Annotated in this window: 17 protein-coding genes; 7 read left to right on the forward strand and 10 right to left on the reverse strand. The window is 37.1% G+C overall.

The genetic code is table 11. From position 1 onward, the window contains the following. Positions 1-77: 77 nt before the first annotated feature. The 3 genes from HWV59_RS05615 to HWV59_RS05625 are packed head-to-tail and all read left to right on the forward strand — an operon-like array spanning position 78 to position 4988. A complete protein-coding gene (locus HWV59_RS05615) occupies positions 78-1259 on the forward strand; it encodes an exonuclease SbcCD subunit D (protein ID WP_175638271.1) in 1182 nt (393 codons plus the stop codon). Continuing rightward, complete coding sequence (locus HWV59_RS05620) at positions 1256-4657, forward strand: SbcC/MukB-like Walker B domain-containing protein (RefSeq protein ID WP_175638272.1); 3402 nt, start codon at positions 1256-1258, stop codon at positions 4655-4657. The genes HWV59_RS05615 and HWV59_RS05620 overlap by 4 nt, the downstream gene beginning before the upstream one ends. A gap of 22 nt (positions 4658-4679) precedes the next feature. Next, a complete protein-coding gene (locus tag HWV59_RS05625; protein WP_175638273.1) occupies positions 4680-4988 on the forward strand; it encodes an HNH endonuclease in 309 nt (102 codons plus the stop codon). 45 nt (positions 4989-5033) lie between these two features. Here HWV59_RS05625 and HWV59_RS05630 read toward each other — a convergent pair whose 3' ends face one another. From HWV59_RS05630 to HWV59_RS05660, 7 genes are all read right to left on the reverse strand, one after another. Beyond that, the gene (locus HWV59_RS05630) at positions 5034-5252 is read right to left on the reverse strand and encodes a spore germination protein (protein WP_175638274.1); all 219 of its coding nucleotides are present in this window, start codon (positions 5250-5252) and stop codon (positions 5034-5036) included. Positions 5253-5340: 88 nt separating this feature from the next. Continuing rightward, positions 5341-5721 (reverse strand): spore germination protein GerPE, encoded by a 381-nt coding sequence (locus tag HWV59_RS05635; RefSeq protein ID WP_175638275.1) that lies wholly within the window; start codon positions 5719-5721, stop codon positions 5341-5343. Next, the gene (locus HWV59_RS05640; protein ID WP_102228375.1) at positions 5718-5894 is read right to left on the reverse strand and encodes a spore gernimation protein GerPD; all 177 of its coding nucleotides are present in this window, start codon (positions 5892-5894) and stop codon (positions 5718-5720) included. The genes HWV59_RS05635 and HWV59_RS05640 overlap by 4 nt, the downstream gene beginning before the upstream one ends. Positions 5895-5909: 15 nt before the next feature. Then, positions 5910-6515 carry a spore germination protein GerPC gene (gerPC, locus tag HWV59_RS05645; protein ID WP_175638276.1) on the reverse strand — a complete coding sequence of 202 codons (606 nt, stop codon included), beginning with the start codon at positions 6513-6515 and terminating at the stop codon, positions 5910-5912. A 93-nt stretch (positions 6516-6608) separates the two neighbouring features. Further along, a complete protein-coding gene (locus HWV59_RS05650) occupies positions 6609-6848 on the reverse strand; it encodes a spore germination protein GerPB (RefSeq protein WP_102228377.1) in 240 nt (79 codons plus the stop codon). A gap of 52 nt (positions 6849-6900) precedes the next feature. Further along, positions 6901-7122, reverse strand: coding sequence for a spore germination protein (locus HWV59_RS05655; RefSeq protein ID WP_102228378.1), 222 nt, complete (start codon positions 7120-7122; stop codon positions 6901-6903). A 222-nt stretch (positions 7123-7344) separates the two neighbouring features. Next, positions 7345-7524, reverse strand: a complete 180-nt coding sequence (locus tag HWV59_RS05660; protein ID WP_175638277.1) for an aspartyl-phosphate phosphatase Spo0E family protein — start codon at positions 7522-7524, stop codon at positions 7345-7347. Between the two features lie 266 nt (positions 7525-7790). Here HWV59_RS05660 and HWV59_RS05665 point away from each other — a divergent pair, with 266 nt between their 5' ends. Further along, the gene (locus tag HWV59_RS05665; protein ID WP_175638278.1) at positions 7791-8693 is read left to right on the forward strand and encodes a fumarylacetoacetate hydrolase family protein; all 903 of its coding nucleotides are present in this window, start codon (positions 7791-7793) and stop codon (positions 8691-8693) included. 159 nt (positions 8694-8852) lie between these two features. Next, positions 8853-9212 (forward strand): YisL family protein, encoded by a 360-nt coding sequence (locus HWV59_RS05670; RefSeq protein ID WP_102228381.1) that lies wholly within the window; start codon positions 8853-8855, stop codon positions 9210-9212. A gap of 61 nt (positions 9213-9273) precedes the next feature. On the opposite strand, the gene HWV59_RS05675 is transcribed toward HWV59_RS05670, so the two are convergent. Beyond that, positions 9274-9834 (reverse strand): DUF2777 family protein, encoded by a 561-nt coding sequence (locus HWV59_RS05675; RefSeq protein ID WP_102228382.1) that lies wholly within the window; start codon positions 9832-9834, stop codon positions 9274-9276. A gap of 212 nt (positions 9835-10046) precedes the next feature. On the opposite strand from HWV59_RS05675, the gene asnB reads away from it, so the two are divergent. Then, complete coding sequence (gene asnB, locus HWV59_RS05680; RefSeq protein ID WP_175638279.1) at positions 10047-11897, forward strand: asparagine synthase (glutamine-hydrolyzing); 1851 nt, start codon at positions 10047-10049, stop codon at positions 11895-11897. An 89-nt stretch (positions 11898-11986) separates the two neighbouring features. Here the strand turns inward: asnB and HWV59_RS05685 are convergent, their stop codons facing one another. Beyond that, positions 11987-13345: an MATE family efflux transporter gene (locus HWV59_RS05685; protein WP_175638280.1), complete on the reverse strand. Its 1359-nt coding sequence runs from the start codon at positions 13343-13345 to the stop codon at positions 11987-11989. A 120-nt stretch (positions 13346-13465) separates the two neighbouring features. On the opposite strand from HWV59_RS05685, the gene HWV59_RS05690 reads away from it, so the two are divergent. Then, the gene (locus HWV59_RS05690) at positions 13466-14326 is read left to right on the forward strand and encodes a helix-turn-helix transcriptional regulator (protein ID WP_102228385.1); all 861 of its coding nucleotides are present in this window, start codon (positions 13466-13468) and stop codon (positions 14324-14326) included. Between the two features lie 51 nt (positions 14327-14377). Here the strand turns inward: HWV59_RS05690 and HWV59_RS05695 are convergent, their stop codons facing one another. After that, the gene (locus HWV59_RS05695; RefSeq protein WP_175638281.1) at positions 14378-16132 is read right to left on the reverse strand and encodes an alpha-glycosidase; all 1755 of its coding nucleotides are present in this window, start codon (positions 16130-16132) and stop codon (positions 14378-14380) included. Positions 16133-16185 lie beyond the last annotated feature (53 nt).

Consider the following 16185-nt stretch of genomic DNA (forward strand, 5'->3'; position numbering starts at 1 on the left):
GTGAGAGCAATCGGCTAAAAGCCGATTGTTCTTGCTTTACTTTTATAGAAACCTAAGCCGGAAAGGAATGTTAATGAATGCGCATATTGCATACGGCAGATTGGCATCTAGGTCGAGCTCTTGAAGGACGTAGCCGACTGGCAGAGCAGGCTCAGTTTATTGACGAGCTTGTCAGAATAGTAGAAGAAGAAAAGGTTGATGCCATTTTGATGGCCGGGGATGCCTTTGATACAGTAAATCCTCCTGCTGCGGCAGAGCAATTATTTTATGATGGACTCTCGAGATTATCCGATTATGGCAAGCGTCCGATCATCGTTATTGCTGGAAACCATGATAATCCGGACCGATTATCTGCTGCATCCCCTTTAGCAAACAATTCTTCCATTCATTTAATTGGATATCCAATAACTGATGTTATTAAAGTAGATGTGCCCAGATTAGATCAGCAAATGATGGTTGCGGCATTGGCTTATCCTTCTGAAGCAAGGCTTGAGCAAGTATTATCACAAGAACATGATGAAGTATTGCTTCGTAATAAATATGATGAACGAATTCGTGACCTATTTTCCATCATGAGCAAGCAATTTCAAAAAGACACAGTCAATATCGCCATGAGTCATATTCATGTAGCAGGTGGAAGCTCTTCAGATTCCGAACGTCCTATCGAAGTAGGTGGAGCTTATACAGTTGCGGCAACAAGCATGCCGGAAGCTGCTCAGTATGTAGCATTAGGTCATTTACATCGTCCTCAAAATATGAAGCGTGCAAGTACAATAACAAGATATTCCGGCTCTCCGCTTGCTTATAGTTTCTCAGAAATTGGCTATGCCAAATCAGTTACCATTCTTGATGCTGAACCAAATCAGCCGGTTGTGGTGAAAGAAATTCCGTTATCATCTGGAAAGCCATTAGTGAAATGGAAGGCAACAGAAGGGATTAGTCAGGTTCATCAATGGCTTGATGAAGGCAAAGATTCAACAGCATGGATTGATTTAGAAATCCATTTAACAAGTACATTATCAATTGAAGAAATCCATCGCCTGCGCAAATGGCATCCCGGCTTTATTCATATACGTCCTGTTTTTCAGGCAGAGCAGGAATTAGCAGCTGCAAGGCAGGCGAATATGCCGATCGATCAGTTATTTACACAGTTTTACGAAAAACAAACAGGTGGGGCAAAGCCAGAGGACGAGCTTATTAAGCTGTTTTTGGAACTGGTTAATCAGGATGAAGAGCAAGAGGAAGGTGATGAAGCATGAAGCCTATTTCATTAAGTGTTGCCGGTTTACACAGTTTTCGTGAAAAGCAGACCATTCAATTTGATTCTCTTTGTGATGGAGGAATCTTTGGAATCTTTGGTCCAACTGGAAGCGGAAAATCATCTATTTTAGACGCGATGACACTTGCTTTATATGGAAAAGTTGAGCGCGCGATGAATAACACACATGGCATCCTTAATCATGCAGAGGATCAGCTATCGGTTTCCTTCACTTTTGAACTTGAAAATGCTTCGTCAAAAAAACGATATATTGTTGAACGTGTTTTTAAACGTACAGACGATATCCGCGTGAAAACAGCCATATGCCGGTTAATTGAAGAAGATGAGGAACATGTGGTTCTGGCTGATAAGGCAGTTGATGTGAATGAAAAAATCTATGGCTTGCTTGGGCTGACAATCGATGATTTTACCCGTGCAGTCGTGTTGCCACAAGGGAAATTTGCTGAATTTTTATCTTTAAAAGGTGCAGAGAGAAGGCAAATGCTGCAGCGGTTATTCCACTTAGAGCAATATGGAGATCAATTGTTGATAAAGTTAAAAAGACGTTTAGCTTCAACTAGAATTGAACGAAATGAATTGGAAGCAGAGAAAACAGGCTTAGGTGATGCATCAGCCGAGGCAGTGGAAGAAGCAAAAAGTAACGTCACTGAAGCAAAAATTTTGTTAGAAAAGCGCCAAAAAGAGCTGGAGAGTGTTACAAAAGACTTTGAGCAAAAACAAACTCTTTGGAACTTGCAAATGGAAAAGGCTGAAATCGAAAAAGAAAAGCTGGCTTTAAAAAAAGAAGAAGAACAAATTGCCGGATTAGAAAAACGACTTAAGTCTGCAGAGGAAGCAGAAGCTTTAAGACCGTACGCAGAAGCCCTGCAAGCACGTAAGAAAGAAAGAAATGAAGCTGAAATCAACTTGATTGCTGCAAAGAAAAACTATGAAAACATGAAGGAAAAGTACGAAGTAACCAGTCGAGAGTACGAGCAAATTCGGAAGGAAAAAGCAGAGCAGGAACCTTTATTGGTGACAAAGCGTGAGAAATTATTGCAAATGCAAAAGGTTGAAGAAGAGCTTGAGCAGGAACAAAAGGTGCTTAAAGATGTAGAAATAGAGTACAACAACCTGCAACATCAGCGTGAACATCATCAAACATTATTATCAAAAGCAGAGCAGCTAGTTGAAAAAGCGTTGAATAAGCAACATGCTCTAAAGGAAGAGCAACAAGCAAATTTGGTGTCTGCGAAGGATCGTGATCAAGTACGTGGTGCCGCTGATGCAAGACAACATGTCCTTAGAAGTAAGCAGCAATATGTTGAAACAACTGAATTACTAAAAAAGAAAACAGATGCTATTCATGCGGAAAAAGAGAGAGCAAGTCAAACTACAGAACAACTACAAACAAATAAACAACAGCTGGAAACACAGTTTCGTCAGTTAAATCAACTCTATCATTATGTCTCTGATCGGGAAAAAGAATATAAGCAAGCAGTGGCAGTTGCCAAAAATAAAGTAGAAATAGCTACTAAGGAAGAACAAGATGCCAAAAATCAAAAACTTGCTTTTGAACTTGTAAAGGGGTTAAAAGATGGAGAGGCTTGTCCGGTTTGTGGATCTTGTAGTCATCCTAGCCCTGCTGTCCATGTTGAACCAGATCATAATAAGCTTGATCGTCTCTCTGAAACAATGAAGAAACAGCTTGAGCAATTACAAATGTTAAGTCATGAGCCTCAATCCTTAAAGGTGAAAGCAGAAGGTTTATCAGAACAGCTTGTTTCAGAATTTGAATTTTTAAAAGAAGTGAAACAAATTGAAGAGGCTCAAATAAACGAATTGCTTCAAAGTTCTCAGGATTTATCTATTAACCAAGTGTTTCATCTTTTGCAAACTGAATTTAAACGTCTTACCCAAGACCTTTTACAGGTAAGGCAAGGAATAGAAAAAACAGTAAAACTGTATCGTGAATTGCAGAAGGATGAACTGAGAAGGAAGGATAGTATCTCATCAGCACTTCTCGATGTGAGAGAATGGGAAGAAAAGGCGAATCTATACAAGGAAAACTATGAACAAAGCACATCTCATTACTCAGAGAAATACTCAATGATCCCTTTTGAAGAGGTTGAAAAGCGACAAGGTGAGATCTCAGAAAAAGATACTGCAAACGAACAGCTAACAGAAAGAATTCAAAAAAGCTTTTCCTTTATTGAAGAACAACAGGCTCTTGTGAAAGAACAAGAAAAAATGAATCAACAACTAACAGAAAAGCAAATTGCAATACACTCGACAATGCAAAATCGACGTTCATCAATTAAGGAAAAGGAAGAAAAGCTTAGCGAAGTAAAAGGCGAGATGGCGATTTCTACACAAATCCAAGCAACTGAAGCACAAATTAAGCACCTGGCTGAGAAAGAAAATAATTTATATCAATTATGGCAAAGAGAATCAAACGAGCTTTATAAGCTTCAAAGTGAACAAACAGCATATGAAAAATCATTGAATCAAACAGCCAGGCAAGTGGATGAGGCTGAGAGAGCATGGGAACAAGCAAAATATAATACAGCATTTTTAACAATTGAAGAAACATTATCTTCTTTATTATCTTCGTTTGAAAGACAACAAATGAAAGTGAAAATTGAAGCCTTTAAGGATAAAATGAAACAACTTAACACAGACTTAAAGCGAATTGAAGAGAAGTTAGATGGACAAGTCGTATCACAAGAACAATGGGATCGCATCCAAATGATAAGAGATGAGATGAAGCAGCAAACAGAAGAAGCTGTTGCGAATAAGGGAGCAGCAACGAAGGCGTTAGAAGTACTTCTTGATAAGCATGAGCGCTTTTCAGAGATTGAAACAAAGCAAAATGAACTTGATGACATGCTTCAAAAGCTTGAAAAGCTACAATCAGTCTTTAAGGGAAATAGTTTTGTTGAATATGTGGCAGAAGAACAGCTGCAACAAGTCAGTCGTGATGCAACTGAGCGATTGTCGATGTTAACTCGTGGACGCTATGCAATCGAAGTGGATTCTCAAGGTGGCTTCATTATGAGAGATGATGCAAATGGTGGAGTCAGACGACCGGTTTCAACTCTGTCAGGTGGTGAAACATTCCTCACATCTCTAGCTCTGGCACTGTCATTATCAACGCAAATCCAACTCAGAGGCGAATACCCGCTTCAATTTTTCTTCTTGGATGAAGGATTTGGCACACTGGATGTTGAGTTGCTTGATACAGTTATTACAGCACTGGAGAAGCTACAAGCACAAAATCTCTCAGTTGGAGTAATAAGTCATGTGCAGGAATTAAGGGCTAGACTTCCAAGAAAATTAATTGTTGAACCAGCCGAACCTTCAGGGAAAGGAACTTCTGTCTATTTAGAATCTCTCTAATGATAAAAGGATTGACGATAAGATGGCAAAGAAAAAGGAAATCGGTACATGTGAATTATGTGAGAGGGAAGAAGTTGAAACAACCATTCACCACTTAACTCCTAAGGAAATGGGCGGGACCTTTTTACCGACAGCAAAGCTCTGTATAGCTTGTCATAAGCAGATTCATGCGCTTTATACAAATGAAGAGCTAGCAGCACGGCTTTCAACTATTCAAGAGTTAAAGCAAGATGAGAAAATCAGAGGTTTTATTAAATGGATTCGAAAGCAGCCGTCAACGAAGTTGGTTCAAACGAGAAAATCAAATGAACGAAAGCAAAAAGGGAGATAAAAAGGGGAGGTGCTTTACCTAAACACCTCCCCTTTTTGCATCCTATTAGTTATTAGCAACCATGTTTTGATCAGCCACATCAGGGTCAATTAAATTTGTTGCATTAATTCCATTATTAACAATATGGAAATCTCCTGTGTTTCCACCGCCAGACCCTGAGGCAGATTTGGATTGGCTTTTTGGAGCCAGATAGAACGTGTCACCAAAATTAACTACTCCGCCACCTACATGATTAATTTTTATCGGACCGACAATTGCTGGCATATAAAAAACACCCTTTATAGTTTACTCCTACATTACAGTATGCTGGGTATTTCAAAGGTGTTCGAACTCTTATGATCCTTTTGATAAACTATTGTCCGTTGTTATTATTTTTTAACTGTCGAATATGTTTGACTCGCGCTTCGGCAATAATATCTTTTGTTGACCCAATATGGAAAACAGAAGAACTTGATAAAGCTGTAACATTTACTGAATGAACATTAATCCTTGGGATTTCATGGAAGAAGTTTGTTATAACTGGTTCATATATAATTGGCTGAGGAATTTCTTCCTGAAAGGCTTGGAACATAGATGTATCTCCCTCATAACCGAAAAATTTTTCCTCTTCACGCTGAACAGCCAGGACATTTGTTGTTGGTGTAATTTGCAGAGAATCACCAATTTGGAAAACAGAACTTAGACCAACTGAATTTACATAAGCTGAAGTAACATTTGACTGACGGTTAATCATTGTGGTGCCAATGGTACTAACGGACCAATAATTAGAGATTCAGGTGGAGTATCAAAGACGGAGGATAGTGAAATTGTTTGTGTATCTCCAATTAGAAAAACTGATGAACTCGCTACCCCAACGACACGAATGTTTCCAACCTCTATATTCCGATTCACGACAGTAAAATTCATGTGAAAAGCCACTCCTTATTGATAAGAATCTTTAGGCAAGTGTTGCAGGAAATGATTTATTGAATTTTCTACATCCTTTTTCACCAAAGCAAATATTTCTTTTTTCTTATTTTCGAGAGAATCTTGATCCGATAAAGGCTGAGCATTTAAGTAATAGTTTATTCGACTATCAATTTGTTTTCGAATATCTGCAATAATATGCTGACGATGAGGTTCATCAAGCTTTAAATCATATTGTTTTTCGGCATGATGAATATAGTGGACACAATCATGGCTTAAAAAATGGTGAATATCTTGTGTGCATTGTTTTAACAGTTTTTCGCGAAGCTGCTGTTGACCACCATTAACATTCATTCCTTTTTGTTGAACCTCAAAGTTATCGATTTGATCAGGATCAGTTGGATTTAGACCGATATTTAAAACTCCATCAAGCTGTTCTACTTTTAATTGATCAAATTTATATTCTATCCTTTCAATATTCGTAACAGGTTGATTTTTTATTTTTTCTATGTCAGTCCGAAGACCGGTTAGTTGTTTGTTAAGTTGTTGAATCATTTTGTCTTGCTGCTGAACATAATGATGAAGTTGCTGTAAATAATTAATCATATCGTTATAGTTCATTGTCATTCACCCACCTTTTGGTTCTCGCACAATAGTTGATACATAAAGTGTATGCACATAATGAAAAATGGGTGAATGCCTATAACAAACAATTTACGATGCAGAAGTCGGCGAGGTCAAGGGAACAACAAAACCATTAGAAGGAGGTGTTTGAACACCAGTTGGCGTTTCTGTTTCAATTTGAGGTGCAGGTTGATAAAAGCCGCCAGTGTTATATAAATTTGATAAAGGCTTAATCATTCCTGCACTTCCAATCTGCAACACAGAAGAGTTACTAACTGCTTCAACTCGGAGGTAATTAATACAGATTGATTGGTTAATATAAAAGTTCATACTGACACTTCCTTTAGGCAAGATAAGCCTATAATAAAGAGAATCATAAGTCTTACAAGTTTCCGGTGATAGGCTGGTCAATCACATCATTATCATACGTATTTGTGACTGAGTTTTGATTATATATGTTCAATCCATCACCTGTATTAAAAGAGCCTGCACCGGCAAATGTTTTTACCTCACTATGAGGAGAAATAGTAATAACATCTCCAACATGCACAATGCTGCTTGTTCCTACACTATTTACCTTAAAAGCTCCTACAATAGCTGGCATTTTTAACATCCTTTAGCTTGAAAATAAAAAACAAGAAATGACATTTACCTATTTTTAGAATATGAAGAAGGTGAAAAAGGTGTGAACAATGGAAGAAAATTCGTATTTATATGGGGAAAATACATCTTGGGGTGATCGTGCTAAAACTTCTTTTCTGTGTGGAAGACTTTGATGTTACTTGTAAACTTTTAAGGAGTATAAGGGAAATTAAGGCTAACGCCATTAGGACTTGGTGATAAGCAAAGTCTTTTTTATTGTTTGTTTGTTAAGCTCTTTTAATTCTTCTAATAGAAGCAAGTCTAATTCCTGGCTGCATTGAATGGTTTTGGGTGAATTAATTCCGTAATGAAGGGCTGTTTTGATTAATTGCTGTCTTTTAAGTTCAATTTCATTCAAAGGCATGTATGTTTTCTCCATTTCAAATTTTTCTATGATTATAAGACAAGAATATTATACAATGTTTACATAATGAAAACGTATAATCATGAAAATATCCAAAAAAGATACAATTTTTTACAAGGGAGAAATGGAATTAGGTTCATGAATTCTCCATTCCTATTAAAGGAGAATATCTTCTTCATAGCGAATATATGAACATAAATGAAAAAAGAGAAGGAAAAGCTAAAAAGCTTCATTCTGGCACAGTACAATTGAAGGAGGAAAAAACATTGAAGTTTGTGACAGCTATTATACATAATGAACCTTTTGTTGGTTTAGTGCATGAAGATAAGATAATCGATATACATAAAGCGGAACAGGTAATCTTTGACATGAATTCTTTCCCTAAGACACTAGTCGAATGTGTTGCTTTAGGCGATAAATTTGTTCAAAATGTTAAGCAAATCGTCGACAAATTGAAGGTTGCAGACAGGGTAGAAAGCTATGTATATGCAGCTTCTGATGTGAAAATATTAGCTCCTATACCAAGACCGGAAAAAAATATTTTCTGTGTTGGAAAGAATTATCGTGAGCATGCAATTGAAATGGGAACGGAAGAAGATATCCCGAAGCATGTGATGCTTTTTTCAAAAGCGCCAACAACAGTTATTGGCCATGAACAAGAAATTGATCCACATTCCCATATTACAAATGAATTAGATTATGAGGGAGAACTTGCGGTTATCATAGGGAAAAAAGGAAAGCGTATTCCAGAGAACGAAGCAATGAATTATGTATTTGGATATACGATCGTTAATGATATTACAGCCAGAAATTTACAAGCACAGCATAAGCAATTTCTATTGGGGAAAAGCTTAGACACATCTTGTCCAATTGGTCCATACCTGGTTCATAAATCGGTCATTTCAAATCCTTATGATATAACGATCAAAACAAAAGTAAACAATGAATTACGTCAAGATGGTCATACGAAGGATATGATTTTTTCAATTGAGCATATTATTTCAACGATCTCACAAGGGACAACATTAGAGCCGGGTGATATCATCGCAACAGGAACTCCGGCAGGCGTAGGCAAAGGGTTTAAGCCGCCTAAGTTTCTACAACCAGGCGATATTATAGAAATCGAGGTTGAAGGAATCGGTACATTACGCAATACTGTGTTAAGTTAATCAAATGGAAGGAGTCAGCCAATGGATTGACTTCTTTTTTATTTCACACATATAACCGAATATTCACAGGAAGTTCATTCTTTTCATGTTTATCTTTTAATATTCTTAGCAAATCATGCTAAAATAGGGTTGTCTTGATCAGTTTAAGGAGGAAAAAATATGACACATGCACACATAGCAACATGGGTTGTTGCGATTATTTTATTTTTTGTCGCACACTCGCTGTTTAAGTCTGGAAAAGAAAAGCCATCAAAAATTGTACATATGGTTCTAAGATTATTTTATATTTTAATTATTTTGACAGGTGGTATGCTTGTATCAGCTATTTATCAGATAGATGGCGAATACATCGCGAAAATGATCTTAGGTGTATGGACAATTGGTGCAATGGAAATGGTATTAGTCCGCTTGAAAAAAGGGAAGCCGACAAGAGTATTTTGGATTCAATTTGTAATAGTTGTCATCCTTACTATCTTATTAGGAATGCGTTTGCCGCTAGGAATTTGGAGTTTTTCATAAAAAACATAGAAATGCCTTCTCGTTTGAGGAGGCATTTTTAATACATTCAGTTTTTCACTCATTAAAATTTACTGCAAACCAATCTTCTTTCCCCGAGGCTTGATGTTATCTCCAGTCGGTCTGAGGAATGGATTCCCCTTTCGAAGTGATGCTGGATACCAAGTATACATTCCTCATTGTCCAATTGATAAAATGATACTCCTTTTTTATGAACACGATTTTCCATAAATAATAATTGGTTATATGAATAGATACAGTCATAAAGTGAAAAGCCAAGTGAGTTAATTTGTTTAATGAATCGAACGAATGTCTCATCTTGAAGTTCCTTCAACATTTCATCCAGTGCTACCGGTAGTTTTTTTCGAACACGAACAGTATCACCATTATTGACTGAATAAGTTCCTGTGTTTGTTTTTATCTTACCAAATCCTATCCATTCCCCGCTTTTCCATCCTGTAGATTGCAAAATTTCCAGATGAGAATGTTGAATCTCATCTAATAAAAGTAGCTCATCATTCATATCATCATAAATGACGTACTGATCATTAGCTATTTCGATCAGTCCAGTTAAATACGAACGTTTTTGATTTAATAGCAGATCTGTTCGTTTTAGTGGAAACATGATATAACCCTCCAAATCATTCTGACACAAGTGATGTAGTAGATTTTTTGTTGATATCTTCGTTTTAGACAAAAGTGAAAAAGTTTATGCATGGATTATTTGATTAGGACAATTCAACATTGTGATGCCCTGGGCATAGACTAGGTACACCTGTTGGAGTAATTGGCGTGAGAATATATAACATGGATTGAAAAATAGGAGATGATACGCAAATGTGTGGAATCACAGGGTGGGTAAACTTTAAAGGGAATTTACGCTCAGAGAAAGAAACTGTGAAGAAAATGGCTGAGACATTATCAAAAAGGGGACCTGATGATACAAATATTTGGGGAGAAGATCATGTGTTGTTTGGTCACAAACGACTAGTTGTTGTTGATCCTGCCGGTGGTGTTCAGCCGATGACAAGAACAAAGGAAGATCGTTCTTATACCATTTGCTATAATGGAGAGCTTTATAACACAGAGAACATCAGGAAGGAACTTCTTGCGAAGGGGTATACATTTAAGGGTCATTCCGATACAGAGGTACTCCTCCAATCATATATAGAGTGGGAAGAAGAATGTGTACATCGATTAAACGGGATATTTGCTTTTGCGGTTTGGGATTCTGCAAAAGAAAAACTGTTTATTGGAAGAGATCGTTTAGGAGTAAAACCTTTATTTTATAAAGAGGGAAATGGCTCTATTCTTTTCGGATCAGAACTAAAAGCAATTTTGGCACATCCGTCGGTTTCGGCAAAGTTAGATAAAACAGGTTTATCGGAGGTTTTTGGTGTTGGTCCGGCTCGTACACCAGGTGTCGGTGTATTTAAAGGCATTGATGAGCTCCGTCCAGCACATGCATTAGTTTATACGAAAGACGGCTTGAAAAAATGGCGCTATTGGAATGTGGTAAGCAAACCGCATGAAGATACTGTAGAAGAAACATCAGATAAAGTTCGCTCTTTATTTACTGATGCAGTAACTAGACAATTAGTTTCAGATGTTCCGCTATGTACATTCCTCTCAGGCGGGGTAGATTCCAGTGCCATTACAGCCATTGCTGCGGAGCATTACAAAAAAGAAGGAAAGGGCCAGCTTCATACGTATTCAATAGATTACGAGGATAATGAGAAGTTTTTTAAGGCAAATGAATTCCAACCGAACTCAGATGGCCCATGGATTCAGAAAATGAGCGATGAATTCAATACGGTACATCACCGCTGTGTCATTACTCAGCAGGAGTTAGTTGATCATCTTATTGAAGCAACTCTTGTCCGTGACCTACCAGGTATGGCTGATGTTGATTCATCATTGCTTTGGTTTTGTCGTGAAATAAAAAATGATTTTGTTGTTGGCCTCTCAGGTGAATGTGCAGATGAAATTTTTGGAGGCTATCCATGGTTTCATCGTCCTGAAGACTTAGCCAGCTCCGGCTTTCCGTGGATGCGCTCTACAGATGAAAGAATGTCATTATTAAAGCCTGAATGGCAAACGAAATTAAATTTACATGAATATGTTCAAGCTCGTCATCAAGAAACTGTGAACGAAACACCTTTACTTGAAGGTGAATCTGAAGTCGAAGCGAAAAGACGACAGCTCTTTTATTTAAATTTGCACTGGTTTATGACAAATTTATTAGATCGTAAAGATCGAATGAGTATGGGGGCCAGCTTAGAAGTACGTGTACCATTTGCCGATCACCGTCTTGTCGAGTATGTATGGAATATTCCTTGGGATGTGAAAATGTATGGAGATCGTGAGAAGGGGATCCTTCGAAAAGCGTTAGAAGGAATTCTGCCAAATGAAGTTCTCTATCGCAAGAAAAGTCCTTATCCGAAAACACATAATCCGGAGTATACGAGATTAGTGAAAAATTGGTTGTTATCACTTGTGAGTGGAAAGGATTCCATATTGCATGAGCTTCTCAACAAGCAAAAGCTAAATGATATCATTGAAACAGAAGGGAAAGCATTCCAAGTACCATGGTTTGGACAATTAATGTCAGGTCCACAGCTTCTTGCCCATCTAGCGCAAATTCATGTATGGTTTGACACTTATTCAATTGATATTGACGAAAGATAAAAGAATAAGAAATAACTGATTCAACAAAGGTCAGATTCCTGTATAAGGATCTGACCTTTGTTAATTTGCCTTAAATTTTCCACGGCAGCTTACGAAACAACAGCTTCTTGAGTAAATCGTTTTCCTTGCCATGCTTTTGATTTCCAACGATAGTACATAATTATTCCTCGTGCCCATTCGTCTGTTATATAAGCAATCCATACTCCAACAAGTCCAAGGTCATAATGAATGCCAAGCACATAGGCAATTGGTACACCTATGCCCCACATTGACAGGATCCCAATGTAGGTAGGGAACCGTATATCTCCGGCTGCTCTTAAAGAACCGATGATGATCATATTAAAGGCTCTTCCAGGCTCAAGTATGATGGTAAGTAAAATTAATGTGCCGCCAACCTCGAGTATCCTTTCATTTGAGGTGAAGATACCGAGCAATTGATCGGAAAACAAGGTAAAGACGATCGCCATCAACGTAGAAATAACGATACCAGATTGCAAGCTTTTTAGGCATCTTTTGTATGCCGAATCATACTCTTTTGCTCCTACCATATAGCCAACTAAAATTTGTGTCCCCTGACTTACTGCCAAGCTAAATAATAAAATGAGCATCATTAGATTTTGGGCATACACTTTTGTTGTTAAGGCTTCTGTTCCAATCATTGTGATGAAAACTGTGATCATCATTTGAGATGCATTATATGACAATTGTTCACCAGCAGTAGGTATACCGATATAAAGAAGCTTTTTAATATAATGTGCCGGAAGTTTGAAAAGACCTTTAAGGCTAAGAGTAAAGTGAACACGTTGCTTTAAAATATAAAGAATAGCGAGTAACCCAATAAAACGGGATACAACAGTTGAAATCGCAACACCTTGAACACCTAAAACAGGAATACCAAAAGGTCCAAAGATAAATAAATAGTTTCCAATAATATTAATTAAATTCATTCCGATTGTCAGGTACATGGAATCCTTCGTATAACCATAGCTTTTAAGAATTGCACCTGCTGTCATGATTAAAGCTTGAAGAAAGGAAAATCCTCCAACAACCTTTAAATAAAACATTGCATCTGCCATTAGTTCCTGAGGTAAATTCATCAGTTGCAGGATATCTTCACTTGCAATGACAATGATAACACTAATCAGAATACTAAATAAGAGATTTGCAGAAAGTGAAACAGAAGATATTTCTTTTGCTTCTTTATAAAGATTTCCACCTATATATTGAGCAACGAGAATCGTCGTCCCTGTCGCAATAAACCCAAACATGACAATTAATAGAAATAATATTTGATTGGAAACACCAACAGCTGCCACAGAATGATCAGAATACTGACTAAGCATCAATGTATCAGCATTTCCCATTAACATATGAAGCATAATTTCAATAAATATGGGCCATGTTAATGCAAATAATGTCATTTTACGATCTTTCCTTAAAGTAGACATCTTTATCTACCTCCTTACTACAAGTCGATAATACTTAATAAGTTTACATAGATTGCAGTATAATAGAAAGAGAAGATCACGATATAATTTGGAGAAATACGACTTAGAGGGTGATGAGGCTTGTCACATATTGAGTTTCAGGTACCAGCTTTTCCGACCTTCATTACGGGAGGATATGCTATTTTTGAAAAGAATACAAAACATTTTCACAGAACATTTACCGTTTTTGATTTGATTTATGTAAAATCAGGGGAATTATTTCTAACTGAGGATCATGAGCCATACTCAATTGGCAAAGGCCAATACATCATATTGATCCCAGGTTTTGAACACTTTGGTCACAAAGGATGTCATGTGAAGTCAGAATATTATTGGTTTCATTTTATCATCCCGACAACCTATGAAATTGTTGAAAAAGGAATTACAAACTGGGCTGATATTCACGAGTATCAAGGCGATTATGATCAGCCTCCTTCTTATAGATTGTCAATTCCCTGCTATGGAGAAATAGAGAATACGAGCTTTGTAGAAACAATTTTTCAGCAATTATTAAATGTTGATCATCAAACACCGGATTATCAATTAAGACAGCAATTGTTTTTTCAGGAGTTTCTTTTACACCTTCAAAAGGAAGCGTGTAAAATCCCTACTGCTGCTGAAAAGGTGGTAGAAGAAGCGGTAGCTTATATACAGACTCATTATAAGGATGAAGTAAAAATGGAGGATCTTGCAGATGCCATCCATTTTCACCCGGATTATATAACTCGTTGTATGCAAAAAATTGTTGGTGAGACACCTAATCATTATTTAAATAAATATCGGATGAACCAAGCAAAAAAATTGTTAGCCACAACAGATCAAAAGATTGCCAATATCTCAAAAGAAGTAGGAATTATGGACTCCACTTACTTTTCAAAATTATTCAAGAAAATGGAAGGGATAACACCAATTGAATATAGAAAAGTTATTTTAAGGAGATAAAGAAAACGATTATTTCAGACTGCTTTCGCAAAGATTGTGTATTTTAAAACACTATTTCTTTAAAAGCAATAACGCAAAATCATATCCATCAAGTGTGATAGAAAGCTGATCAGAATGCGCAGCAAATTCTTCTGAGTTCCATAAATCTAGAATAGTGCGGTCCTTAAGCTGAAGTGGAAGCAGCATCGTTTGCCTTTCAGGATGATTATTTATGATAATAATGACAAGATGTTTTGAATTTTCTCTTTGATAACAAAGAGAATTTTTATTTTTATCATAAGATAAAAGTTGGAATTCCCCGTCATTTCCGAGGACAGGATATTGCTTACGAAGTTGAATTAATTTTTTCATGAATGTTAACATATCCTGGTCCTGCTTGGAAGCATCCCATTCCATACACTTTCGGCATCCGGGATCTTGGTCTCCGGTTAAGCCGATTTCATCTCCATAGTAAATCGAAGGAGAACCAAAGAAACTGAACTGAAAAACGGATAACAGCTTAATCTTTTGCTTATTCATTTTTGCAAGATTGATGATTCTTGGTGTATCATGGCTTCCGACCATGTTGAACAACGTCTGATAAACAGGCTTTGGATAAAGGTGTAAATACTTTTGTAAAGTAAATGTGAACTCCTCCACATTCATAACGTCATAAGCAAAAAATTGATGAAGCATTTGTGCGAAAGGATAGTTCATGACAGCATCAAATTGATTTCCGTCAAGCCAAGGCATTGCATCATGCCACACCTCTCCAACAAGATAAACGTCAGGATCATCACGTTTTATCACGTAACGAAAATCTCTCCAAAATTGATGGTCAATCTCATTCGCCACATCCAACCTCCATCCATCAATGTGGCATTCTTTTATCCAAAATTGCCCAACGTCAAATAAAAGTTTACGAACCTCCGGATGTTGAGTGTTCAACTTTGGCATTGATTTCTCGAATGCAAAGGTTTCATACTGTATGTCACCAGCTGATGAAAAGCTTACATGAAACCAATCCTTGTATTTCGATGATTCACCATGTCGCAACACATCTTGAAATGGAGGGAAATCCTTTCCGCAATGATTAAATACCGCATCAAGCATTACACGTATTCCTCTCGCATGGCATTCTTCAACAACTTCCTTCATATCCTGTAAGCTTCCAAACTGCGGATCTATTTGGAAATAATCTACCGTGTCATATTTATGATTTGAATTTGCTTTAAAGAGCGGGGTAAAGTAAATGCCGTTTATCCCAAGGTCTACTAAATAATCAAGGTGTTGGATGACTCCTCGTAAATCTCCTCCAAAAATAGAATCTGAAGTAGGCTCAATGCTGTTCCATGCTAATGTTGCAGAAGGGTCATTTGAAGAATCTCCATTTGCAAATCGATCAGGAAAGATTTGATACCAAACTGTACTTTTTACCCATTCAGGCGCTTTAAATGCATCAGAATGATGATAGTATGGTAAGCAAAAATAAGCTGGAAAATCATTATGAACATTATCAGAAAATCCTTTTTCCGTAAAAAAGAGTTCCATTTTGAAACTTTTTAGGTGAAATGCATACCTAAGGCGCTTTTGTGGTGGAGACACGGCGATTGACCAGTAATCAAACAATCCATCTGTACCACTTTGCATCATTTGTGCAGATGTGTACTTCCATTGACCATTATCGAATTCAAAAGGATCTCCATAAAAAAGAGTGACAGATGTAACATCTTGATGCTTTGTTCGAAGTTGAATGTGAAAAGACCCATTACAAGCAGTGTATGCATATTGGTCTTTAGGACGATGGTAAATAGCTTCTTTCAGCAAGCATGACGACTCCTTTACGTTAGAAGAATGTGTATTATTAAGCTATTTCCAAT

Source organism: Metabacillus schmidteae, from assembly GCF_903166545.1.
Classification (GTDB): domain Bacteria; phylum Bacillota; class Bacilli; order Bacillales; family Bacillaceae; genus Metabacillus; species Metabacillus schmidteae.